Below are 24,007 nucleotides of genomic sequence, written 5' to 3'. Positions count from 1 at the left end.
TAGACTATAGTTCAGAAATTGCTATGCACGGTGACACCCTTTTGGCATCCACTATCTTTTCATGGATTTAGAATCAAACATAGAGAATCTACTGAAATATTTTCTCCTAACACCTAATCTATAAAACGTGATGGTGACCTTTCATGGTGAAATACTCAAGCGAATAAAGCCCCTGTCCTCCCCGTTGGCGCTAAGCGGATTGACCATCCGATAAAAGACACGGTAGGTACCATCTGGATTTCTGAGTCGGTTCGTCAAAATAAACTGACTCGGATCGTTCTCCCAATCCTCAAGGTTGGAAGAATAGCTCCCTTCCAGTTGAGCATCAACCGAACTCGAGGTATTAAATTCAAATCCGTCATAGAAGGAGACCAGACCATCGACATCATAACGCTGAATCCCCGCCTGATAGCGACGGCTTACGGCATCCAGTTGCTTGGGGTTGGTTGCCAAGGCATACTCCATTAAATTCTTGCACCCATCATTATCAGGGTCCGCGTCCGCACCTGAAATCAAGTCATTGCTGGCATCATCACCACTCCAATGGGAATTCCGCCATGCCGTGTAACTGCTATAATCCGTGGCATCCGACCGGAACCCCCAACCGGGAGCAGCCAATCGAAGCGACTGGTGAGATGCTATTAATTGATCTCGCATGGCAACGTGAGCAGGGTTATCAGAGTTGTAAATATCCGTATCCTGATGTGGGTCACTTGCGATGTTGTATAGCCGGTACGTCCCTTGGGTCGAACTCAAGGTTTTATCCGACTGCGTTCCCGTGCCAGTGATGTAATCCATTTCAATGATTCCATTATTATTGCCGACAATGGGCATCCACCGAACATTGCCAAAGGAGAACGGGTTGTCGTACCATGCAGCGATGATGTAGTCCCCAAGACGCATCGATGCCTGAGGTGAGCCAGAAACCAGACTGGAGGCACTGGATTTGTAGTAGTGCCACTGGAGAGGTGTTGTGCGATTGAAATCCCCGACACCGGTCAGCAATGAGGAAAAGTCCGTCCCATCTAGAGGCCGATCCGTTGGAAGATAGGACTCACCTCCTGTAATTGCTGCCAGAGTCTGAAGTAAATCGATACTGCCCACGGACTCCGTGATGGTTGAATTGGCTGCGACCCGCCCCGGCCAACGGATAATCGCCGGAACATGGGTTGATCCATCCCAGCATTGGTACTTGGTTCCCCGATAGGGCGCTGACGTTCCGTATCTGGACGTCGAGCCTGGATTTGGACCATGGTCCGAAGTAAAGATCACCAGGGTATTTTCTTTCAGTCCGGCATCAGCATCGAGATGAGCAAGCATCCTCCCGATTTGCTGGTCCACGTGTTCCACACAGGCATAATACTGGGCGGGACCATCATCATAACCAGCCCCCCTGGAATCATATTTCGCAATAAGACTGTCAGGAGCCTTAGAATCCGCGTGCGGTTCATAGTAATTGGCAAATAACAAAAAAGGACGGCTGGCATCCCGGGTATTATCCAACCAATCGATAATCTCATCACTAACCACCGTGCCCGCATAGCCATTGATCGTACCGACCTTGGTTTCGTTTCTCCACCAGCCGTTTTTATTGAGAATTTGAAGATTGTTATCAGACGACAGCCAATAATTAAATCCGTAGTGGCGCATGGTGGGAAGATGCTCCGGGGTAATGGCATCCAAATGACTGACATGCCATTTACCAATATTGGCACACTCGTAACCCACTTTTTTTAACACCTGCGGGATCGTTATTTCACTGTGGTCGAGGTGGACAAAGTCCTCTGCATCACGGATGAAAGAATAAATCCCTAAGCGATATGGCATCCGCCCGGTCATCATCGAGGCTCTGGAAGGAGAACAAATATTCGCCGCCGAATAATAATTCGTAAAATAGGCCCCCTCCTCACGCAAGCTTTTGATGTTCGGTGTTTTGATCGCGGGGTGCCCTGTGATTTCAGTATCTCCATATCCGAGGTCATCACACATGATGACTAGGATGTTGGGTAAACCAGCAGCAGAAATGGGGGCTACATCTTCCTCAGGTTCTACCCTGGTATAATCGGCAAAGGGCTGCAACGTATCATTCGGCTGATGCAGCGTCACAGAAAAGGCCCCCGAACTAAAAGCCGCCATGGTCGTTGACCCGGCAGTTTGACTCGAGGATGCCTGAAACGCCCATATCCCAAAAACCATCACCGCCCCCTCTTCCGTAAAATCCGGATGTGAGTTCGCGACATACAGTTCTCCCGTCGAGCCCACCACGGTCAGATCCAGTTCGGAAAAATCATCAGCACGGAGCCCCGTAGTCGTTTGTGTCGTGGCATAAAAATGGGGTGAACTCACATAGTATTTGCCAGCCTGCTGAATCAGCAAACGGGCTTTCGGGGAGATGATTTCATAAGCATGATTGATAGAAAAATCAATGGACTGAATCGCTCCAGACACCTTGGGATCATAGCTGGCAGAATTCAGCACCAACCCCACTTCCCCTCGCCTCCCCGAACTTGTGTTGTCGACTGCCCAATTGACCTGAATCCGGTCAATTTCGGGAGATGTCACTGAAGAACTACTAAAAGAGCAATCACCATTGGCATTCCTTGCCACCAATTCCAGCAGGGTCCAATCAGCTGGAGTATTCAGCTCTGATGGACTTGCCGAATACATGACAGGAGTCTCAACTGATGCACGTGTCAGACACAGACATCCAATCCATAAGAAGAAAAACAGTAATGATTTTTGGCGATGCATGGAGTCAGGATGGAGTAATGAGAGAACATTCAAGCGAATATAGAAAAGAGGCAGGCATTACTGCCCACCTCTCTCCAATTGCTAATAAACACACAAAAGCAAAATTTTTATACCAAGTAGTAAACAGACGGGACGATAGCCGAGATGAATGAGTTCTTTGGTAAGACGCGACGAAGGAATGGTGCGGGCACCATGACTAAGGAGAAACAAAGCCAAAGGAGTCATTCATCCGGAACTCTCATGGATCACGCTGTGCTTTTCCAAATACCTCAACAACGATCAATCGTCTCGTCTGTTTTGCGGAGTGGTATTACTTCCTGCGGCGCAGGATCAAAGCAATTCCCCCAAGGCCGAGAAGAGCTGCGGAAGAGGGTTCTGGGACAGATTCCACAACAACTGATTTAAACATGGCTTCACCACTGGTTCCAGAGGAACTGCCACCTGAAAGATACAGCCCCTGATCGTAAGCCGTTGGAGCCGAGTTGCTCTGTATAGCCATCGCGGTAGGAGTTCCTCCATCGATAGATAGTGTAAAGTTATAATTGTTTGAACCGTCAAGTGCTCCATTCACAACAAAAGTATGATAAGCTCCATCGTTTGCAGCGCTATTCAGGTTAAATCCAATACGCTTGTCAGAGCCAATATTATCAGCATCCATGAACACCGTACCATTAAAGCCAAAACCGATAAACCAACCTCCAAGGTTTTTGGCAACCACCGTCATCTGCATGCCATTGTCAAACATGTCTTGATCTTGTGCCGTTGACCGATCCTTGGCAAAAGCCGGAAGATTCAAGGTCCCATCTGCATTCTGGTCATTCATATGAAGCACAGTATCCGAACCATCGACCACGCCAGCCTCCATATTTGCAGCCCCTGCAGCAATCGACCCTTCGAGAATTTCGTAATGAGTCCATCCTTGAGCTGATGGGTTTGTCCCCAGGCTGGCATCGTATTCGAGAATTAATGCAGCATGGGAAGCCATCGTCGTTATGGCCATCACGGCCATTGTATATTTCATTTTCATCATAAAATCGATTCGGGTAGTGTTGTATATCTAAAGCTGATCGGCATGTTTCCTCACAGACAAGCCAACATATCTTGCTAGCTTCAACTTAATTTAGACCATTCGGCCAAACACCAGCCACCCATTTCACCTGGTCTTATATAGGACCATCCTTGAGAGGGATCTGTTGCCCTAAGATCGGGCCGATCCCGCCACCTCTCACACCGGACGTGCGGTTCCGTATCTTTAACCGACAAAACGTAAGACTCCCCACTTATCCCCGCCGCATATACATCAACAACTTCGGTGCAGATACCGGACTTTGAATCTTTTGGCCTTCTCATCCGGTGTAGAGTCCTCGTCCGTGGTTCCTGTTCGTCAGGGCAGTGTTTTGCTTCCAGCTTCGTTGCTGAGCTTGGCTCACCCTACGGGCAGCCTGGCGGCTGGCTGTCTCCACTTCATTCCGTATCAGCCAACACCTCGCGATGGTAACCTTTCCTTCCGCTAGCGGTTCTCTCTACCGAGCCAGCAGGGGGCTTGAGCCCCCAAGTCAGTGCGCCCTGCCAGGCGTACAAAAAAAGAGGCGAGCTTTACAGCCCACCCCTCTTCTCTTGTTTATAAACACACAAAACAAAATTTTACTTCCTGCGGCGAAGGATCAGAGCCAGCCCACCGAGACCGATAAGGGCTGCGGAGGATGGTTCAGGAACAATGGAAAGCTCAGCGCTGACAAGATTCCATCCAGCAGTAACAGGAGTGCCGCTACCAGAATCAATTAGAAGCTGGGAGCCTCCATCAACAGAGCCAATATAATTACTTGAAGTAGATCCACCCCAAGTAGTCGCTACTCCAACCCCACCATCAATGGCGCGAGTCATGGTGCCTGCGTGAGGATCCCATGTGAGAGTCAACGTATGTATACTATCATCATTGCTTGCTCCACTTGTGAAAGCTGTTCGACTACTTGCAGTTCTACCAAACATCCCAGATGCTCCGGCATTTTCCTGAGGATCCCGAACACCAAACCACACCCCTCCTCCTGAGCCAACGTTCTCAATCGCAACGGTTAATGTAAACCCATTATCGTTCATGGAAGTTGTTGTATCAGCGTCCAATTGATACGCAAATTGTGGAAGGTTATAGGATCCTCCACCATTTCGATCCCTTAGCTGCCAGGCATTTTCTCCAACGCCAGCATTCGGACCTCCTTCTGTAATTACAGGGCCATGGTTAGCATTACCCTGAGTTACTGAATTATCAATAATGCCATCGCCAGAACTGTCAGAGCCAATAGCTGTCACTTCACGGAATATCCACCCTTGGTTTCGTGGGTCATCCGCCGAAGCTCCTGTTCCGGCATCATAAAGTGATATCACTGTCGCAGCATTTGCAGCCAGCGTTGTAGCGGCAAATGTTGTCATTACATATTTCATTTTCATATTATTCTATTCGTTGTTTCAATTAATTGATCTGACTTGTTCGTAATATTGGTTAGCTAAACCGTCATCGTTTCAAGTCACCTGTAGTAGCAAAATGTTGCGATAACGTGCCTTTTATAGATATCTCACATCTCATACAACCCTCTCGTTCCGGCCCCATAGAGAACCAGACTACACAAAGTGATTTTCGTTCATTATTTAGCCACTTCGCCTCCTTCAAAGCTCTGACTACGAGCTGTAAATGAAATCACCTGCATGACCGATTGATTACAAGCCAAACCCACCTTGCCAATCGCAGAACCTTTGTCAGATTTAACGTCATGCTTACCTACAAGCTTGTTGTTAATCTTGATGATGATTTCTCCGTTGATACGCGCCACCTTCAGCTTAAACAGCTTTTTCATTTTGATAAAATCAGCGGTTTTACCGAGGACCACATCCTCCTTCCCTTCTTCCTTGAGTAGGATATCCCCTTCCTTACCACCATCGAGCACGATGACACGGGAGCCAAAGTGTATGGACGCTTGTGACGGCACCCCCTTGCCATAAAGGTCACTGCGCCGGTGAAATTGCAGCTGGGCCTCCACAATATTGTTGCCGCGCCCTAATGAAAGTTTGGACCAAACAGGGTCGGCTTGCTTATCCTTTTTAGAAAGGATCCAAACGCGCCCGTCTTTTTCCTGGTATCCTTCTGTTGTGGCCAGCTGTACCGCCTTACCATCTTTAATAAAGGCCTCCGTTTTTAATTGTGCCTGAAGTGCTCCGAGCCCAAACAGCACAAGCGCGAATGTCATGACTAGTTTTTTCATAAGTTCGTTTGATCTACAAATGGTAAGCTACTCTGACTACAGAGCATGTGCAGCCCCTTTCATCTGGTCCTTAACAGAACCACTCCTCAACCTGCCGATTTCATCTACTTCTTTTCCTTGATCATCCAGATCATCACCAAAGCAGCATCGAACCCGTTCGATTAGCCCGGACGTCCAAAGAGCATCACCGCGAGCGATGCTGCCACAATTGGAGTCTGATTTTCTTTAGCTCCCTCCTGATCAGCTACTCACCAGCACCCCTCCTGCTACAATCAGAGCAGAGCCCAGCACCAAGCGAAGCAAATGTACATCTTTCCACTCTGAGAAAATCAACAAGGCTCCCAGCACCGTGACCAAGGTGTTCATATTGTATAAGGGAGTGATTTTAGCCAAGGAAGCTCCATATCGTGACAAGCTGAAGGATACGGCTGTCACTCCCAATGCCCAAAAAACACCCAGCAGGAATGAAGGAATGGCGGCTTTCAGCGAAAAGTTCTGCTCTCCCGTGAAGCACCATAACAGAGCCCCCACCGTCAAACAACCGATCCCGACACTGACCACATACCCCCCCAAACCTAAGCCCTGAGAACTCCCCCATTTCTGGAACAAACCAGCGACGCCAAAAATAAAAGCCGGCAATACACCTCCTATCAACAATCCTGTTTGTGCTGTTGTCATCGTCTTATTTACTTAATTGTTCCAATTTCTCAAAAAACGCCAAGCCCTCAAGCTCTTTCATCATCGAATCAAACTCCGAGTCCGGAATAGGAGTCAAAGGCTGTCTCACACCACCACATTCCACCCCAAGCTCTCGCATCACACGTTTGGCTGCAGCAAAATAATCGCCGGATTTCGCCATCACCTGGATCACCTCGACAAAATAGTTTTGGAGCTGATTCGCTTCACCGACCTGTCCGTTGTCAAACAAGCGCATCATTTCCACATACAACGGAGCGGCAAAATTATAGGTGCTCCCAATAAAACCACGACACCCGGTCGCATAGGAGCTCACCAACATATCATCACAACCTGAGAGAATATTGTATTGCCCCTGATTCACAAGACGGCACGCTTCAAAATCCACTCTGTTTTCTTTGGTATATTTCACCCCGGCCAAACTAGGAATCTGCTCTCCTGCCAACTTAAGGAAATCGACCATTGGATAATCCACACTCGTCATCACGGGAATGTGATAATAGTAAAATGGGGTGTTCGGAACAACCTCGGCAATGCCCTTACAATAATCAACCAAACGCTCAAGGCTGGCAGGACGATAAAAAAATGCCGACATCGTCGAAACCCCGTCAGCCCCCACTTCAGCTGCAAACGAAGCCAACTCCTGACTACGATATATGCTGGTATGACTTACATTCACGACAACGCTGAAATCCGCGGGCGATTCTTCCACCCATGCTTGGGTGAGTTCTTTACGCTCCGCTCTACGAAGTGAAACACCCTCGCCACTGGTGCCATTGAGAAAAACCCCCTTGACCCCCTGCCGGTGTAAAAAACGAGCATACTTCCCCACGACCTCCGGGCGAAGTTGTCCATGCCTGTCCATTGGAGCCAATGGCGCTGCGATCAACCCTGTGAATTGCTTTCGTGTATCTATCATCACTTCTCAAGCCCCTTCCTCGGGACAGCGCCGCCATACGGTTACACAAGCACAAACACAACCCCATATCGAATTAACAAACTGGACTTTTTTACAGGCCAAATTATTTCGACTTCACCTCAAAAAAAACAAGACACAGCAAAGTCGGTGTGCCCTGCCGGGCACACCATAAAAAACCCGCCCTCAATGAAGAGGACGGGTAAAACATGAAATGTAAAATTCTATTCAGCGTGCAATTACTTGCGACGGCGAAGAATCAAAGCAAGACCACCGAGACCTACAAGGGCTGCGGATGATGGCTCTGGCACGGCTGTCACAGCAAGGTTTCCCTGTGCTGTAAACCACTCTTCTTCATTGTTGAATGCGCCGGTAGTATGAATTTTCATACGAAGTTCTGCTGTATGAGCAGATGTAGCATCTAACCCTGTGACATCAAATGAAACGAGGGTACTTCCGTCTGTTGCCGCAATTTGCTGAAGATTGACACTCGCACCATCCACCCAGAGATCAAAGTTAATCAATGAATCGGCAGCGTAAGTCGTTGTGCCAAACCTGACATCAACAGTGTAAGAAAAACCGACTGTTCCTGTCCCAATTAGGGAATCTACATTCAATGTCTGTTGTGGGGCATGAATATTGCCACCCGATCCGTCCTGAAGAATGTAGTCGCCAATTTGCAAGTTTAGGTCAGTAAGGAAACCGCCGCCTTCCATGGCAATATCGGCCATGTTCGTGCTGGTTACACCGGGGTTTTCCCATTGGGCTATCTGCACACCTGAATCAGATGATCGAGTAGTTTCAGCTCTATTGACATCACTGAATCCAGTGATCGCACCGTGGAAGTCTTGTTGAACCCCTGCTCCATCTCCACCAGATAATCCGTTCCAGGAGGTGTCTACGAGTGCAGCATTGGCTGCCAATGTCGTTGCGGCTATCGCCGCTATTGTATAGGTTAGTTTCATATCATCGTTTTACATATTATTGAGCAACACTTATCTAAAAGCGATCTGAACAAGTGCTTAGTCATTTATACACCCCTCAGCCACACATAGAGAAATTATTTCATGGTTTGTTTTACCCACCAGCCAACACAAAAAACCCGCCCTCAATGAAGAGGACGGGTAAAACATGAAATGTAAAATTCTATTCAGCGTGCAATTACTTGCGACGTCGAAGAATCAAAGCAAGTCCACCGAGACCTACAAGGGCAGCCGAAGAGGGCTCTGGGACAGGAGCAAATGCACCCGCGTCGTAAGAAATATAAGCAATATCTACATCAATATCATCACCGAAACTACCACTGGTGGTATCACCAAGGATAAAACGACTATCGTTCGTCCCTGAGTTGAATACACCTCCTACTTCATCACCTATATGAACACCGTCAACCCAAACGTGAGCTCCAGGGTTTGTGTTATCTGCGACCAAGCGGAAAGTGTGAAACTCTCCATCATTTAAGGTCATGGCAACGTCTTTTAGACCTCCTCCCGAGTTGGTGGTGGTAACTTTATCATTGTAGATATCAAGCATGTAAATTCGATCACCGGTACCAGCCCAAAATTTGAACCCATCGGTTAAATCGTTCACTCGCATACTCACCTCCAATGTAAACGTATTGGGTGAAACCGTTGAATCCCAATCAACCGCCGCACCCGGAGCTGTAGCGGTTGTTCCTACCAGAGTCGAATGCGACGTCCCTGTAGTCGTCAAATGAATAGAACCAGCAACCCCAGCAGTTGGCGTAATTGTGGCAGATCCATTGATGGTCCACCCGTTGCCGCTCGTGACATCACTCCCTAACATCACATTCGCGAGAACTTCTTTCTTCGTGAGCAGGGTATAACTTGCCGCATTCACCACCATTGTTGTCGCGGCCAGTGCCGCTATCGTGTATTTAATCTTCATCGTTATGCATGTTGTTTAAGTTACCAATGATCGCTCACCAAAATTGAGCATCTCACTTATACTCTTTTCTTTAGAGAATCCTAGTTTTTTTTAAAGGTTTTCACCCCCAACCAGTTTTCAGAATAAAAACAGCCCCCCCTATTCAAGGGAGCGATCTAAATATAAAAATGAACCAATCATCTTGCAATTACTTGCGACGGCGAAGGATCAAGGCAAGTCCACCGAGACCGACAAGGGCTGCCGAAGAGGGCTCGGGAACCGCAGTGTAGGTGATTCCGTATGCAACATTATCTACAGTCAGGGAACCCTGGGCATTGGCTGAACCAGAACTAGAAGCGCCCCACTGAATAAATCCGAACTGCACAATACCGCTAGTGGCCGTGATGTCGGGATTGGTTGCATTCAAGCGTGTTCCACCCCAATTTGAGTTCGTAACGCTATCAACCAATTGGCCCCAAGTAGTGTTTGCCGCATTAAGGGTCGCATTTCCGATGGTAATAGCTGATGCCCCGTTGAATGAATTATTACTGTGATTCCAACGATACATCACACCATCAACAACAATCAAGGGAGACCAGTTCCGGTGTGTCGTCGACTCAAAATCAAAATCAATCGTCATCCCTTCGATACCATTCGTCGTCAAACTCAGGTCAAAAGTCTGATTGAGTAAAAAACCATGACCAATCGTATGCCCGGATGATGCCTGATAATCATAATCAAACTCATTATTTGCAGAATCAACGGTAACCGTATTGGTGGTAACATCAGCCCAATCAAAGGCTAAACCTCCATTGCTTGGTCCAGGGGAAGGGTCGACAAACGCAGTATCATTGGTTGTCCAGTTATCAACATCTGTTGAGCTCGCTCCCCCGATGGTTACCTGTGCAGCGCTGGCAGTCAGTGTGGTGGCGGCCACAGCCGCCATTGTGTATTTCCATTTCATATCCATATTATATCTAATGATTCAACGTCATAAGCATTCTTACAACTAATCCTTTATACCACACTCCACCCCCTCTCAGCGGCAAACCTCATGGTCTTTTCAACCTACCAGTCCACTTTAGGTTTATCGATGTGACACAGGCACTCTTTATCGACTCATTTGCCTACATGGAGACATCAATAAAAACCTTGGGTGGAGTGAAAATGTCTTCGATGCAAACAAAGACCTAACACATTCAACAAAAAACCTTCTTAGAAACTTCCGGATAAGCCAGTGCGTCCTGCCGGGCGCACCATGAAAAAAAGAGGTGGTCAGAACGACCACCTCTCAAAGACAAGATAACTTCGTTCAATGCCTTACTTGCGGCGGCGTAAAATCAGCGCCAAACCACCGAGGCCTAGGAAAACGGAAGAAGCCGGTTCAGGAACAACAATCGTAAAATCAGCAGGAGCTACCGCGCCATAGCTGATACGGGGCTCATAAATGAGGCCGTCGTATCTGAAGTCACCACTCCCTGAATGCGCCTGTGAGCCTATACCTATCTGGCGGCCAAGAGCAAATGATGGCGTTACGTCATTGTATGCCACAGAATCTTGTAATGTTCCGTTGATGTATAACTTCAGGTCAAAATCATGAGAACCTCCGTCCACAACAAAATTATCGATAACGGCGGCGACGTGCATCCAAGTGCCCGCCCGGTCAGCCAGTGCGTTCGTAAACGATGCTACGCCATTACCTGAACTATTTACAAAGGTTGAAATTCCGGTTGAATCCATTTCAATATCAAAAGCACCACCTATGGCAATAATTTTAGCGTTCCCGCCATTGCCGCTATTTGATTGGTTTGCCCAAACCTCCACGGTAAGCCCCCCGTTTGCAACCATTTCGGAAATACTAAAAATATCCGAGTCATTTTGAGTGGATGCAATGGTGTGATGGCCACCGGAAACATCAAGAGAACCAACACCGGTGACATTTTGTGTACCTGTTGGGATGTTGCTGCTATAAACGGGAGTGTTAAATTTAACGCCGCCATGATGGGCATTGCCAGAATCGTCAGTAACGACACCTCCATTTTGTGAGGCTACAGTCCCAGAGGTGAAATCAAATCCATACTGTATTAGGGTAGTCGCATGCGTCACTAATGATGACGCAGCTAGAGTCGCTATTGTATATCTTATTTTCATATCCAAAATCATGTTAGAATAATCTTACTATTTGAATGATGCTCCGACTCAATCAATCTCAATCAGCCGATTTGATCATTCAACCTACGTCAACCTACAGCTGCAAACTTTCTAAGGGCAAGCCTTTTCTTTTAACCGGGGTGCTTTGACAAGCTCCCTCCGGGAACAAAATCGGGGATGATGAGGGCATGTTCAACATTTCGCATTTCCGGGTGCCGCAAGCACTTAACAGCAAGGTCAAAAATGGCCTTCGGGTAGGCATCCACAGGAATGCGGTAGCCTGCTACCTGAGGATACAAAAAGGCCAGAACTTCATCATAAACCAGACAAATCAAAGAAATGTCTTCGGGGATTCTCAAACCAAGGGAGGGCAAAAAACCCGTCGCTAGCGAAGCATATGCAACACGGGGTAAGATGATGGCCGAAGGCCGACGCTCCGGATCGGACACAAGTTTCTGCAGTGCACGGGTAACGGATTCCTGAGAGTCATCTTCATTGGCCAAAACAACATCCATCTCGGGAGCTGCCTGACGCAGGTTCATCAAAAAATTCTGCATCCCCGCTTTAACAGGATCAGGAAACAGCATCCCAACCCTTCGATGCCCCATTCTGGTCAACAAATGGGCCACATGAACACCAAGAGCTTGCTGATGCATATCCGCCGATGGCAGATTTGCCTCCTCCCAGGTGCTTCCCAGAACAATGCTGGGCACGTCATGCTGGTAAAACCATTTCTGGGTTTGCTCCGTTGCTAACTGCAAAAGATACAAATCTGCCGGGTTCTGCTTAATAAACTCCCGGAGCCTATGGCCGGGCCTTTTTAAATGGGAAAGATCGGCAACCCGATGCAACAAGGTGATCCCGACCCGTGAGCAATAGGAATTTAACCGTGTATGATCAAACAGTTCCTTGGACGGCATCTGATCTAATTTCACAGGAGCCAGAACCACAATGGTTTTCCCTAGCTCCAGATGAGCACTTTCGCCCTGTCCCCCTCCTCCGGCTTTTTTGTTTTTTGAGTGTGGCCGTTTAAGGGTTTTTCTCCGGCAACCGGCTTTTGTCGGGCTGACCCATTTTTGATTCTCGAGAATCTGCATCGCCTTACGAAGCGTAATACGGCTTACCCGGATGCGTTTCGCCAGCTCACGTTCACCTGGTAGAAAACCTTTGAGCTGGCCGGATAATATTTCGTTCTTCAGGAGGTCCACCGCCTGAAGTGCTCGATTGTTACGTGGGGGAAGAGAATCCATCAGTCTTTACCGGAAGCTAATTACCAGAATGAAAAATTAAAGGCCAATTCTAACTTTTCATATAGTCGGAGATAAAGGGTTAAACCTCGCCATTGGCAAACCCCATCGTTTGGCTCCTTAACCGACAGTCCGGTGCCCTTTTCTATAGCTCGAGGGGGTCTCCCCCTTACCCTTGCGAAAAGCAGCATGAAAGGCCACCGAACTGCCATAGCCTAGGCGCCGGGCAATTTCTTTGACCGGTAACGACGTCTCACGCAACAGCCGGCTGGCTTCGTTCATTTTTAAATTCAAAAGAAATTGGCTCGGGGTCAATTGGACCTCGTTGATGAAGCGACGGCGCAAGCCGCTCGGAGTCAAATGAACCTTCTCGGCCAAACGGTGCACATTCAAGCTCTCGAGGCTCTGAGCCTCAGCCCATTTCATCAAGGTTGCCACCCGCCGATCAGATGAAGGGTCAGGCAACGGCTTGGTTAGAAACTCTCCCAAGATCAATGTCAGCAGTGCTTCTCGCATCAATGACAGCATCGGACTCGGCTCTGCAACAGCCAGAGTCATAGCCCGCTCAATATCAGCCTCAAGTTGAAGATTCCTCGGCCCCTGTCGAATGATCGCAGCCTCGGACCGCCCCGCCAATACATCAAACGGTGCCGGTAGAACGGAATCCTCATCCAAGGAAAAATGCTGCACCGAGGCTTTGGCCCGATACTGCTGACCGTAAGGAGCAAAAGCCGTATGGGGAAACAACAAGACTCCTTCTCCTTCCCCCAAACTCACCCGACCCCGGCCTTCAATACGCATCTCCATCCTGCCAGAGTGAATGAAAAGTAAATCAAAATGAGGCCAAACCGAAGGCTTCATCGCCATCGCCGAAGAAAACTCACCATAACTATGCAACAAAAACCGGATCACGCACGATAAAGTTAACTATATCACAATATAGTAAAGAATATAAAATTCACGCAGTGATTCATATGCCTATGATTCGGGAATACACAACATCACGACAGCTCAACCCAATATTCAAACACATGCAATACAGACCTTTTGGAAAAACGAACTGGCAGGTCTCCGAAATCGGTTTCGGAGCCTGGCAACTCGGAGGAACATGGGGCAAGGTGGACGATCAGGAATCGATCGATACGCTGCTTTACGCCTTTTCCCAAGGAATCAACTTTGTTGATACGGCGGCTCTCTATGGTGCCGGTCGCTCGGAAGAAGTCGTCGGCAAAGCCCTTCGCCAATGGCAACAACACAGTAAGGACCCGATTTATATAGCAAGCAAAATCCCCCCCGCCGTCTGGAACCAACAAATGGACATCGACGCGCCCATGCGCGGTCGATATCCTCTCGTCTATGCCAAAGAGCAAGTTGAGTCCTGCCTGCGCCGTCTCAACATTGATTGTCTCGATCTGATTCAGCTCCATGGATGGTATCACAAGGGGTGTTACGAACTCGACTGGCTTGAAGCTCTGAACACACTCAAATCGGAAGGTAAGGTTCAACACATCGGGGTCTCCCTGCACGATGCCCGTCCAGACCAGGGAGTGATGTTGGCCAAGCTCGGACTGGTCGATTCCATCCAGGTTTTGTTCAATATTTTCGAACAGGAACCCATGTTAGAACTCTTCCCCGCCGCTTGTGAATCCAACACGGCGATCATTGCCCGGGTTCCTCTCGACTCCGGTTCACTCACCGGAACCTGGACAAAAGAAACCATCGAACAATGGCCCGGCGACGATAAACGTCACCAAATGTATGCCAAGGATGGCAACTTTGAGCACACACTCGAACGAATCGAGAAGATCAAAGATACCTGCACTCCTTATTATACTGGCCTGGCCGAGGCTGCACTTCGATTTGTCCTCCATCACAAAGCCGTATCGCTCACCATTCCAGGTATGCGCAACGGTCACGAAGTTGACCTCAACATCCACCACAGTGACGGAGCCAAGTTTCCAAACGAGCTCGTCAAACAACTGCGCCAACACACTTGGAAACATTCATTCTACTAGGCGGGGTTTCCCCCGTCCGAAAAACCTGCCCCCTCTATCCGGCCAATCCGGATGCCCCCCTAAACAGAAACCCTAAACATTAACGAATATGACTGATCTACTAAGCACCGAACAATTAAACAAACACAGCAAGCGAATTCACCATGAGTTCAATCTAAATGGCTATGTTTCCATTCCTGGATTTTTTAATACTCAGGAGTTAGATGCCATCCATAAAAACAAAGAGCGGTTCATCCGGGAAGTGGTTCCAAACATGCCGGAAAACGAGGTGTATTATGAAGACCCGAACGATACCAGCACCTTGAAACAACTGCAGCAAGTCTGGAAACACGACAAATTTTTCGGCGACCTGATGGCTGAGAACAGCAAACTCTCGTTGCTCTCATCGATCTGCCTGGGAGAAAAATCCCGACCGATCAATATGCAATATTTTAACAAACACGCCGGAGGAGGACAAGCAACCCCGCCTCATCAAGACGGATACTTTTTTCACCTGACACCAAACCACGCCATTACGATTTGGTTTGCCCTCGAAGATGTCGAACCGGAACAGGGATGTGTTAACTATGTGCAAGGTTCCCACAAATATGGCATGCGAGCCCACGGTGCCAGTGGGGTTCTCGGGTTTTCACAAGCCATTCTTGATTTTGGCATTCCCTACGATCGCGCCAATACCATGTCCTTCCCCTGCAAGGCCGGTCACCTTATCGCCCACCACTCACTCACCACCCACTGGGCGGACGGCAATCGATCAAAAACAAAATCCCGACAAGCCATGGGAGCCATCTATTATGCTGACAGTTGTGTCGAAAATGAAGCTTCAAAAAAAGCCTACCAAGCAGCTCTCGACAGCCAACTCCAAGCAAAAGGCATGATTTAATCGTTCACAAAATCTCCCCACTCAACATGCCTGCACGCACCGATCGCGCGCCACCACTCGCACGAATAGATGAATAAAAAGACCATATCATGAATAATAATGTATAGCCCTGCAAACCCGAAAACGCTTTAACCAAGAAAAGCCCCCCTTCGATAGCCCCACCACAACCCACCGCAGTCCTCTAACATCCTTAATCCTGTTGCCACAACGGCCCGACAAAACGATCAACCAAAAAAACCATCATGATGACATCACGCGAACGCATCCACGCAGCTCTCAATTTTGAATGCCCTGACCGTCTACCTGTCAGTGACGCACTCTGGGATGGTTTACAGGAGGTTTGGATCAATGAAGGCATGCCTGCAGATGTTTCTGCGGCCGACCACTTTGACTGGGATATCACATCCATGTTCATTGATGCCTCACCACGCTTCGAAACCATTATTCACTCACGAAAAGATGGCATGATCACCTTCGAAGACCGTGCCGGCTATACCGTCACCAAAACAGATGGTATCGGAGGAACCCTCGACTTCATCGACCACAAAACCAAATCCGAAGAGGATTGGTATCAGAAGACCAAACCTAAGATGATTTTGAATGACCCCTCTGGCACGGCCCGAATCGATTCCGCCAGTTATTTCTGCCATATCGACGAGTATCCAACATGGGAAGAGGCCAAAGAAAAATACGACCGGATCTATGCCCAGGACCGTTTTGTCCTCTTCACAGCCTACGGGCCTTGGGAAGCCACTTGGAGGCATTATGCCATGGATGAGCTTCTGATGGATGTTCTGGAAGAGCCCGAGTGGTGTGCCGATATGTTCAATACCTACACCGACCTCCTACTCGAGGTTTTACAACGAGGTCTGGATGAAGGCATGAAACCTGACGGACTTTACATTCCGGAAGACATGGGATTTAAGACCTCCCTGCTCATCAGCCCGAACACCTGGGATGCGTTGCTCAAACCGTGCTACAAACGAATCAGTGCTTTTTTACAACAACACGGAATCCGTTTCCTGATGCACAGCGACGGTTGCATCTGGGATCTGATTCCCAGATTGATCGATGTTGGGGTTGAAGCCCTCAACCCTCTCGAATGCGCGGCGAGCATGGATATCAATGAACTACGTAAACGCCACCCCGATACGATGGCTTGCTACGGCAACATCAGTGTCTCCAATCTTCTGGGATCTCGTAACGATCTCGAACAGGAACTGCTGGAAAAAATCCCTCAAGCTGTCAACGGCGGATTCATTATGCACTCCGATCATTCCATTCCCTTCGGCGTGAAATACGAACAATACAAGTGGGCCCGGCAACGAGCCCAGGAAATCTTCGAGGAAACTCGCAAACAAACGCTCACATAAGCATTCATCCAGCCTTTTGCCAGGTGGACTTATAAAAAGGCCGCATAGGAAAAATTGCGGACGAATGCTTGGAGCTTAAGATGGGATTATCCTTCGTCCGGATATCGCAACGCTTCACTCACCAGGCCATATGGAATCCAGTTCACAAGCTCGCATTGCTCTGCTCGCCTGTTCGGTTTTTGAAAAAGAAATCCCCTTGGTCATCAAACATCATGGTTCGCTCGAGCGGGTGCACACCCGGTTCTTTGAAATGGGCTTACATGATCAACCGGATATTCTACGCCAAACCTTACAAGACGAAATCGATGCGCTGGATGAGCTTGACGGTATCGGAGCCATCGTCCTTGCCTACGGTCTCTGTGGCTGCGGCACAACAGGTCTCCACTCGAAAAAGCACACACTGATTATCCCTCGAGCTCACGATTGCATCACCGTTTTCCTCGGCAGTAAAAACCGTTTTTCCGAACATCAATCCCGCTGCCCCGGTTGTATGTATTACACTCCCGGATGGAACCGTGGACGCCGAGTTCCCGGGCCAGACAAACTCAAGGCCATGCGTCGGGAATTAAGCCCGAAATTCGATGCAGAGGATGTCGATTTTCTCATCGAAAGCGAGCAGCAAGCATGGTCAATGCACGACACCGCCACATACATTGACCTCGGCACCAACGATGCGGATGATGAGGCACAATATGCAGAAAACTGTGCTCAGTGGTTAGGCTGGAAATTCGAACGACTCCAAGGAGACCCCGGCTTATTGCGCGACTTGCTCACCGGCCCGTGGCCAGAAGACCGCTTTCAAACGATCCTGCCCGGCCACCAACTCGCCCACTCAGCTGACCTCTCAGTCATGAAGTCGCTCCCCCACGGTGCCAAATCCTAATCCCACTCTCCTAACCATCCACTGAATCATGCGTCAGCTCGTAATCAATCTTGATGATGGACACGACCACCGGATCGATTCGTGTGACCCGTCATCGGAACAAACCCTTGCCGACCATCTTGAAGCGCATGGGTTTCCTCTCAATACTCGCTGTGGCAAACGTGGACTTTGCAATGGCTGTGAAGTCAGATTAAGCGATGGCTCAACCGTCAAGTCATGCCAGATCAAAGCTGGAAAACTTGATCAAATCCAACTCCCCGAGCGCTCACGCATGGAACACCGGGCACAAGTCAGCGACAGCTTTCGCATTGATATCCCCTACGCCCATCAGCCTATTTTTCCGATGCCCTCACTCGATTTTGACAAGTGTAACCACGGCAAAGATATCGGGTTCGCCATCGACCTCGGAACCACTACCGTTGCTGTGCTCATCATCGACTTATCGACAGGTGACATCCTCTCTCGGGCAAGTGGCTTTAATGCCCAAATCCAATGGGGAGACAATGTCCTGACCCGAATTCAGGCCTCAGGTGATCCGGATACTCTACGTGCGTTACAGCAAGCACTAACCGAAACCACCTTTCCGGAACTGATTCACTCAGCATGTGAGCGAGCTGGAAAATCCACGGCCCAACTGGCGGGTGGTGTCATTGCAGGAAACACCACCATGCTGCACTTGCTAACAGGGGAGAACCCAAGTTCCCTCGGAGTGTATCCATTCACCCCTCGATTTATCGAAGGGAAATTGATGCGTAACGGCCAGATCGGAATCAACAACCTTCCAGCGGACACACCCTTGCAACTTTTACCTGGCATCGCCACCTTTATCGGAGCTGATATTGTCGCCGGCATCTATGCCACGGGCATGCTTTATGACTCCGCTCCCAGCCTGCTGGTCGATATTGGAACCAATGGAGAAATAGTGCTTCACCATCAGGGCCAACTGATCGCATGTGCCACAGCGGCCGGCCCTGCATTCGAAGGAGGAGGTCTATCCTGTGGAACACGCGCCCGCCACGGTGCCATCAGCGATCTTGCCTATTCACTCCCCGCCTCTCGCTTGGAAGCCAAAGTCATCGGCAATGTCCCACTCGCACGAGCAAGCGGTATTTGTGGATCCGCCTATATTGATTTTCTGGCTGACGGCCGTCGATCTGGCTTGATTTCACCATCCGGACGGATCCTCCCATCCGCATGGGAGTCCCTGCCGGAACCATATCGGTCGGTTCATGAAGACGGTCGAGCCCTATGTCTGGCTGACACAAAAGGCCGCGGAAGCATGATAATCAGCGAGGTCGATATTGCGGTCATTCTTCAAGCCAAAGCGGCCATCGGAGCCGGCATTGAAACCTTGCTTGAAGTATCCGGCCTCACAGCAGATGAAATTGGCAAGGTCTATCTAGCCGGAGGCTTTGGCATGCACCTCAACGTCGCCAACGCCATTGACATGGGATTATTGCCCGGCTTTTCACCAAAACAAATCGAGGTTGTAGGAAACACCTCCCTCGCGGGTGCCATGCTCACATTGATCGACAAATCATCCTTGGATGAAATGGAAGCCATTCGCGAAAAAACAACAACAATCGAACTGAATCAACAAGCCAACTTTGAAGACTGTTACATCAACCACCTCATGCTACCATGAACCACTTTCCATCGATCCCTCTGCTTGAGCATCAACCCTACGACAGGGTCCGCGAACTCTATCTCTATCTGGAGCCATCCCTGCTGGGAGCCATCCGCCAGGGCAACACCTCGGAAGCCCGGGGAATCATCAATCAAGTTCTGGTCCAAATCTACAGCGCTGGAGAAGAACGCAACGACCTGCTCAAAGGTCTCCTGCTCGAACTCGTCGTGATGATGTCACGTGCAGCCATCGAGGCTGGAGCCAGTCAGTCCGATGTGCTCGGCATGAACTTCCGCTCCATCACCCGCCTAGCCTCTATCGATGACGATGAACAACTATCCAAATGGCTTACCGATAGTATCGAACACATCATGGCCACCATTGGCAAACAAAACGACTTTACTCCCCCCATCCTGATCACCAAGGCTCTGGACTATATGCGCCACCATATCAGCGAGGAGCTTTCCCGTGATGAAGTCGCCCGCCATGCCGGTATTTCTCCCAGTCATTTTTCGCGACTCCTGAAAAAACGCACCGGTCGTTCGTTTACCCAACTCCTTCGCCAGTGCCGGGTGGACATGGCCATTGAGCTTCTGGCCGACCGCCAACTCACCCTGGCTGACATCGCATCTCGCTGTGGCTTCTGTGACCAAAGTTATTTCACCAACGTCTTCCAAGACAGTAAAGGGCTCACTCCCGGTCAGTATCGCGAAACCGTCAAGCCGCACCCAGCCAGCTACCCCAACCACGAGTCAAAAGAGCAACCGGCAATAAGCACCAGAGCACAATAGAATGATCTGAGACCACAAGACTTAATCAACCCATTCATCCATCTTACAAGCCATGGACCACATACATCCTCTATCACAAGCCATTATCAACGGAAAACGCAAACTCGTTCCCGACCTCGTCCAAGAATGCCTGGATGCCGGAGAAACAGCCCAGTTCGTCGTCGAAGAACGACTCGTCCCTGGGATGATGGTCGTTGGGGAACGATTCAAAAACAACGAAATCTTCGTTCCTGAAATGCTGATTGCCGCCCGAGCCATGAAATCCGCTCTGGCTATCCTCGAGCCCATCCTCGTGCATGATGGATTTAAGCCCGACTTCAAAGCCATCATTGCAACCGTCGAAGGTGACCTTCACGACATTGGTAAAAACCTGGTATCCATGATGTGGAAAGGCGCTAATATCGAGGTCATTGATCTTGGAGTGAACATTCCAGCCGCCAAATTCGCCGAAGCCGTTGCAGAGCACAAACCCAACATCGTCGGCCTCTCCGCTCTTCTCACGACCACCATGCCGGCCATGCGCGATGCCATTGATGCCATCAAGGAAACCGGACATCCGGTCAAAATCGTCATCGGAGGTGCTCCTGTAACCCAGGATTTTGCCGATGAGGTTGGAGCTGACGGCTACGCCCAGGACGCGGGGACAGCCGCCGACCTCGCACTGAGCTTGCTCAAGGCCTAGGTCTCCCCCCTACCCATCACATCCGCCACCGCATCCAAACAAACGACAAATCCACACCCACTATGACTGATAGAGAACGTTACCTCGCCACCATGCGTTACCAGAGCGTGGACAAACCCTTCGTGACCGAATGGGGCTACTGGCCCGAAACCATCGAACGCTGGGTCGAGGAAGGGGCTCCGGCCGACTTGCACTGGAACAGCAGTGACGACAACACCACCGATGCTTACTTCGGCCACGATTCGTATCGAACCTATCTGCCTGTTTGCCTGGATCTTTTCCCAGCCTTCGAGGTGCAACAGCTGGAGGACCGTGGTGAAACCGAACTGGTTCAGCAATACGACGGAGTTCAGGTGGTGCAATCAAAGCGAATGGGGTCGATCCCCCACCCTGAACGTTTTGTGTTAACCGATCAGGAAAGTTGGGAAAAGCACTACAAACCCAAATTCGACCCGGAGATCCCCGGTCGCGTTGCCGACAACTGCATGGAGGTCTATCAACAATGGATCGACAATGGCAAACAATCACCTCTGGTTGTCGGACCAACCAGCATGTTCGGGTGGTTACGCAACTGGATGGGATTCGAAGAAGCTGTGATGCTTAAGTATGAGGACCCCGATCTACTTGAAGAAATAGTCACCACGATCGCCGACTGCGCTATTGCAACCCTCGGCAAGCTTTTTGAAATGGGCATCAAGCCCGACATCCTCTATTTCTGGGAAGATATCTGTTTCAATTCAGGGCCGATGATCGATCCGGATTCAGCCCGTGAGTTTCTTCTACCTCATTACAAACGCATCACCGATTTCTGCAAGCAGCACGGAATGGATCTCTTTGCCTTGGATTCGGATGGGCGTCTCGACCACCTGATCCCAGTCTGGCTCGAGGGTGGTATTAACATCATCTATCCGGTGGAAATCGGAACCTGCGGCAGTGATGTTCTGGAGCTACGCAAAACCTTCGGTAAGGATCTCCGCATGATGGGAGGGTTTGACAAACGTATTCTGGCAAAAGGAAAAGAGGAAATCGATGCCGAAGTTGAGCGCTTAGCCCCTTTAATCAAGGAAGGTGGATATGTTGCGTTCTGTGACCACCACGTCCCACCAGACGTCCCACTGGAAAACTACCGGTATTTCATCGACGCCGTCCGCTCGATCTAGGCCCGAACCAAACCAGTCCAAGCACTCCGCATCCCCGGAGCTAGGGGGTACTGTGCCAAGCCCCCCCTCTCAACGCCCCCGGTTTCTTTGCCCCTCACCCACAATTTAATCACCCCATGCAATCAATGCGCGAGATCCTGACCACCTCTGCCGAACATCCCGGCTCCTCGTTTCCGATCGGGATGGAATTGGTGTCGACCCGGGGAACCATGGAGGAAATCAAAGCCGTCAAGGCCCGGGAGTTTGCCATGGAACTGGCCGCAACGGATCGTATCGACTGGGTATCCATCACGGACAATGCCGGAGGCAATCCAATGTTAGCACCCGCAGCATTGGGTAAGCCTTTGCTCGAAAACAACAAGGAGGTGGCGATCCACCTTTCCTGTAAAGACTTCAATCGGAACGGGCTGGAAAGTGTCGCTTGGCAGCTTAATTCCGAAGGGTTCCATAACATCCTGGCTCTGAGTGGCGACTCTCCGATCGACGGTCATGACGGGCAGGCAAAACCCGTATTTGATATCGATTCCGTAGGGCTGATCACCATGCTCCGGGAAATGAACCAGGGGCTCAAGGTCAAAGCCCCCGGCAACACCACCCGCCAACTCGGCATGACTCGCTTTTTCACAGGTACCGTCGTCAATAATTTTAAGCGACACGAAAGCGAAGTCATCCCCCAGTACCTGAAGCTCGATAAAAAAATTGAAAACGGGGCCAGATATATCATCAACCAAATCGGTTACGATGCCCGCAAGATGGACGAACTCCTCCGCTACATGCAGCGACAAGGTCATCAGCAGGTTCCACTCGTTGGCAACGTCTACGTGCTCAACCCCTTTGTGGCTCAAATTTTTCATACCCGCAAAATCCCCGGAGTCTACGTAAACGACCAACTCTTGCACATTGCCGAGAAACAGCAACAATCAGCCGACAAAGGACGTGCGTTTTTTTACGAATTCGCAGCCAAACAACTGGCCATTTACCGCGGACTTGGCTACCACGCCGGATACCTCGGTGGTGTACACAACTACAATGCGGTCGATCAAATCCTGAACATTGAACAAAGTTTCAGCGGGGACGACTGGAAGCAGTTTGCCCGTGAGTTTTCATTTTCCCATCCAGAGGAATTCTATCTTTTTGATCAGGACGAGACAAGTGGCCTGTCCTCCAACGAACTGAACCCCAGCTATCTCAAGTCATTGGAAAATCGGTCTGGGAGAGATCTCAGCTACAGTTTATCCAAACAATTTCACAGTCTCATGTTCACGCCGGGCAAGGGCTTGGCCCCCTTATGCACCCGCATCTGTCAGAACGCCAAGGATCCATCACAAGGGCCTGCCTGGATGCGAGCTGTCGAGCGACTCAGTAAAAACCTGCTATTTTCATGCAAAGACTGCGGGGACTGTTCACTCCCCGAAACAGCCTTTCTCTGCCCGGAGTCCCAATGCGCCAAAAATCAACGCAACGGCCCCTGCGGCGGCACCCGAGACGGACTTTGCGAAGTAGCCGACAAAGCATGCATCTGGGCACGCGCCTATGACCGACTCAAGCCCGACGCAGAAGAGCTCCAGCTCCTGAAACACGTCCCCACGCTACAAGACCAGTCGCTGCGCGGCACGTCAGGATGGGCCAATTGCTGGCTCGAAAGAGATCATATTGCAGCCAAGAAAAAGTGAATCACCCAACATCCATAACAC

22 protein-coding genes are annotated in these 24,007 nt (G+C 49.7%); 10 read left to right on the top strand and 12 right to left on the bottom strand.

Translation table 11 applies throughout. The features are described 5' to 3' along the window. Positions 1–141: 141 nt before the first annotated feature. On the bottom strand, positions 142–2,667 hold the full coding sequence (locus HW115_RS00815) for a sulfatase family protein (protein ID WP_178930678.1): 2,526 nt from the start codon (positions 2,665–2,667) through the stop codon (positions 142–144). A gap of 23 nt (positions 2,668–2,690) precedes the next feature. Here HW115_RS00815 and HW115_RS00810 point away from each other — a divergent pair, with 23 nt between their 5' ends. Continuing rightward, on the top strand, positions 2,691–2,903 hold the full coding sequence (locus HW115_RS00810; RefSeq protein WP_178930677.1) for a hypothetical protein: 213 nt from the start codon (positions 2,691–2,693) through the stop codon (positions 2,901–2,903). Positions 2,904–3,061: 158 nt separating this feature from the next. Here the strand turns inward: HW115_RS00810 and HW115_RS00805 are convergent, their stop codons facing one another. From HW115_RS00805 to HW115_RS20015, 11 genes are all read right to left on the bottom strand, one after another. Next, a complete protein-coding gene (locus HW115_RS00805) occupies positions 3,062–3,772 on the bottom strand; it encodes a PEP-CTERM sorting domain-containing protein (protein WP_227021198.1) in 711 nt (236 codons plus the stop codon). A gap of 623 nt (positions 3,773–4,395) precedes the next feature. Then, positions 4,396–5,196, bottom strand: a complete 801-nt coding sequence (locus HW115_RS00800) for a PEP-CTERM sorting domain-containing protein (protein WP_178930676.1) — start codon at positions 5,194–5,196, stop codon at positions 4,396–4,398. A gap of 194 nt (positions 5,197–5,390) precedes the next feature. Continuing rightward, positions 5,391–6,005, bottom strand: coding sequence for a hypothetical protein (locus HW115_RS00795; protein ID WP_178930675.1), 615 nt, complete (start codon positions 6,003–6,005; stop codon positions 5,391–5,393). 240 nt (positions 6,006–6,245) lie between these two features. Next, a complete protein-coding gene (locus HW115_RS00790) occupies positions 6,246–6,683 on the bottom strand; it encodes a hypothetical protein (protein ID WP_178930674.1) in 438 nt (145 codons plus the stop codon). A 4-nt stretch (positions 6,684–6,687) separates the two neighbouring features. Then, positions 6,688–7,620, bottom strand: coding sequence for a dihydrodipicolinate synthase family protein (locus HW115_RS00785; protein WP_178930673.1), 933 nt, complete (start codon positions 7,618–7,620; stop codon positions 6,688–6,690). A 236-nt stretch (positions 7,621–7,856) separates the two neighbouring features. Beyond that, entirely contained in the window at positions 7,857–8,582 is a 726-nt protein-coding gene (locus HW115_RS19655; RefSeq protein ID WP_227021197.1) for a PEP-CTERM sorting domain-containing protein, read from the bottom strand. A 196-nt stretch (positions 8,583–8,778) separates the two neighbouring features. Continuing rightward, positions 8,779–9,525: a PEP-CTERM sorting domain-containing protein gene (locus HW115_RS00775; RefSeq protein WP_178930672.1), complete on the bottom strand. Its 747-nt coding sequence runs from the start codon at positions 9,523–9,525 to the stop codon at positions 8,779–8,781. A gap of 187 nt (positions 9,526–9,712) precedes the next feature. Then, a complete protein-coding gene (locus HW115_RS00770) occupies positions 9,713–10,468 on the bottom strand; it encodes a PEP-CTERM sorting domain-containing protein (protein WP_178930671.1) in 756 nt (251 codons plus the stop codon). A gap of 356 nt (positions 10,469–10,824) precedes the next feature. Then, complete coding sequence (locus HW115_RS00765; protein ID WP_178930670.1) at positions 10,825–11,655, bottom strand: LamG-like jellyroll fold domain-containing protein; 831 nt, start codon at positions 11,653–11,655, stop codon at positions 10,825–10,827. 131 nt (positions 11,656–11,786) lie between these two features. Then, a complete protein-coding gene (locus tag HW115_RS00760) occupies positions 11,787–12,905 on the bottom strand; it encodes a substrate-binding domain-containing protein (RefSeq protein WP_178930669.1) in 1,119 nt (372 codons plus the stop codon). A gap of 117 nt (positions 12,906–13,022) precedes the next feature. Next, positions 13,023–13,814, bottom strand: coding sequence for a helix-turn-helix transcriptional regulator (locus HW115_RS20015; RefSeq protein ID WP_178930668.1), 792 nt, complete (start codon positions 13,812–13,814; stop codon positions 13,023–13,025). Positions 13,815–13,933: 119 nt separating this feature from the next. On the opposite strand from HW115_RS20015, the gene HW115_RS00750 reads away from it, so the two are divergent. From HW115_RS00750 to HW115_RS00710, 9 genes are all read left to right on the top strand, one after another. Further along, positions 13,934–14,917 carry an aldo/keto reductase gene (locus HW115_RS00750; RefSeq protein WP_178930667.1) on the top strand — a complete coding sequence of 328 codons (984 nt, stop codon included), beginning with the start codon at positions 13,934–13,936 and terminating at the stop codon, positions 14,915–14,917. Positions 14,918–15,005: 88 nt separating this feature from the next. Then, complete coding sequence (locus tag HW115_RS00745; protein WP_178930666.1) at positions 15,006–15,797, top strand: phytanoyl-CoA dioxygenase family protein; 792 nt, start codon at positions 15,006–15,008, stop codon at positions 15,795–15,797. A gap of 242 nt (positions 15,798–16,039) precedes the next feature. Further along, positions 16,040–17,170, top strand: a complete 1,131-nt coding sequence (locus tag HW115_RS00740) for a uroporphyrinogen decarboxylase family protein (protein ID WP_178930665.1) — start codon at positions 16,040–16,042, stop codon at positions 17,168–17,170. Between the two features lie 130 nt (positions 17,171–17,300). Next, the gene (locus HW115_RS00735) at positions 17,301–18,053 is read left to right on the top strand and encodes a DUF1638 domain-containing protein (protein WP_178930664.1); all 753 of its coding nucleotides are present in this window, start codon (positions 17,301–17,303) and stop codon (positions 18,051–18,053) included. A gap of 28 nt (positions 18,054–18,081) precedes the next feature. Then, positions 18,082–19,698: an ASKHA domain-containing protein gene (locus HW115_RS00730; RefSeq protein WP_178930663.1), complete on the top strand. Its 1,617-nt coding sequence runs from the start codon at positions 18,082–18,084 to the stop codon at positions 19,696–19,698. Next, on the top strand, positions 19,695–20,471 hold the full coding sequence (locus tag HW115_RS00725; protein WP_178930662.1) for a helix-turn-helix transcriptional regulator: 777 nt from the start codon (positions 19,695–19,697) through the stop codon (positions 20,469–20,471). Before HW115_RS00730 ends, HW115_RS00725 begins: the two co-directional genes overlap by 4 nt. Before the next feature lie 52 nt (positions 20,472–20,523). Then, a complete protein-coding gene (locus tag HW115_RS00720) occupies positions 20,524–21,153 on the top strand; it encodes a corrinoid protein (RefSeq protein WP_178930661.1) in 630 nt (209 codons plus the stop codon). A gap of 62 nt (positions 21,154–21,215) precedes the next feature. Beyond that, positions 21,216–22,313, top strand: a complete 1,098-nt coding sequence (locus HW115_RS00715; RefSeq protein WP_178930660.1) for a uroporphyrinogen decarboxylase family protein — start codon at positions 21,216–21,218, stop codon at positions 22,311–22,313. Between the two features lie 116 nt (positions 22,314–22,429). Continuing rightward, entirely contained in the window at positions 22,430–23,986 is a 1,557-nt protein-coding gene (locus HW115_RS00710; RefSeq protein WP_178930659.1) for a methylenetetrahydrofolate reductase C-terminal domain-containing protein, read from the top strand. Positions 23,987–24,007 lie beyond the last annotated feature (21 nt).

The sequence above is a fragment of the Oceaniferula marina genome (assembly GCF_013391475.1).
Classification (GTDB): Bacteria; Verrucomicrobiota; Verrucomicrobiia; order Verrucomicrobiales; family Akkermansiaceae; genus Oceaniferula; species Oceaniferula marina.
This window is presented reverse-complemented; position numbering and strand designations above follow the sequence as displayed.

Excerpts from the sequence above, each read along its gene's own strand:
- HW115_RS00815 (WP_178930678.1), bottom strand. The coding sequence starts at position 2,667 with ATGTATTCGGCAAGTCCATCAGAGCTGAATACTCCAGCTGATTGGACC.
- HW115_RS00805 (WP_227021198.1), bottom strand. The coding sequence starts at position 3,772 with ATGAAATATACAATGGCCGTGATGGCCATAACGACGATGGCTTCCCAT.
- HW115_RS00800 (WP_178930676.1), bottom strand. The coding sequence starts at position 5,196 with ATGAAAATGAAATATGTAATGACAACATTTGCCGCTACAACGCTGGCT.
- HW115_RS00795 (WP_178930675.1), bottom strand. The coding sequence starts at position 6,005 with ATGAAAAAACTAGTCATGACATTCGCGCTTGTGCTGTTTGGGCTCGGA.
- HW115_RS00790 (WP_178930674.1), bottom strand. The coding sequence starts at position 6,683 with ATGACAACAGCACAAACAGGATTGTTGATAGGAGGTGTATTGCCGGCT.
- HW115_RS00785 (WP_178930673.1), bottom strand. The coding sequence starts at position 7,620 with ATGATAGATACACGAAAGCAATTCACAGGGTTGATCGCAGCGCCATTG.
- HW115_RS19655 (WP_227021197.1), bottom strand. The coding sequence starts at position 8,582 with ATGAAACTAACCTATACAATAGCGGCGATAGCCGCAACGACATTGGCA.
- HW115_RS00775 (WP_178930672.1), bottom strand. The coding sequence starts at position 9,525 with ATGAAGATTAAATACACGATAGCGGCACTGGCCGCGACAACAATGGTG.
- HW115_RS00770 (WP_178930671.1), bottom strand. The coding sequence starts at position 10,468 with ATGAAATGGAAATACACAATGGCGGCTGTGGCCGCCACCACACTGACT.
- HW115_RS00765 (WP_178930670.1), bottom strand. The coding sequence starts at position 11,655 with ATGAAAATAAGATATACAATAGCGACTCTAGCTGCGTCATCATTAGTG.
- HW115_RS00760 (WP_178930669.1), bottom strand. The coding sequence starts at position 12,905 with ATGGATTCTCTTCCCCCACGTAACAATCGAGCACTTCAGGCGGTGGAC.
- HW115_RS00750 (WP_178930667.1), top strand. The coding sequence starts at position 13,934 with ATGCAATACAGACCTTTTGGAAAAACGAACTGGCAGGTCTCCGAAATC.
- HW115_RS00745 (WP_178930666.1), top strand. The coding sequence starts at position 15,006 with ATGACTGATCTACTAAGCACCGAACAATTAAACAAACACAGCAAGCGA.
- HW115_RS00740 (WP_178930665.1), top strand. The coding sequence starts at position 16,040 with ATGATGACATCACGCGAACGCATCCACGCAGCTCTCAATTTTGAATGC.
- HW115_RS00735 (WP_178930664.1), top strand. The coding sequence starts at position 17,301 with ATGGAATCCAGTTCACAAGCTCGCATTGCTCTGCTCGCCTGTTCGGTT.
- HW115_RS00730 (WP_178930663.1), top strand. The coding sequence starts at position 18,082 with ATGCGTCAGCTCGTAATCAATCTTGATGATGGACACGACCACCGGATC.
- HW115_RS00725 (WP_178930662.1), top strand. The coding sequence starts at position 19,695 with ATGAACCACTTTCCATCGATCCCTCTGCTTGAGCATCAACCCTACGAC.
- HW115_RS00720 (WP_178930661.1), top strand. The coding sequence starts at position 20,524 with ATGGACCACATACATCCTCTATCACAAGCCATTATCAACGGAAAACGC.
- HW115_RS00715 (WP_178930660.1), top strand. The coding sequence starts at position 21,216 with ATGACTGATAGAGAACGTTACCTCGCCACCATGCGTTACCAGAGCGTG.
- HW115_RS00710 (WP_178930659.1), top strand. The coding sequence starts at position 22,430 with ATGCAATCAATGCGCGAGATCCTGACCACCTCTGCCGAACATCCCGGC.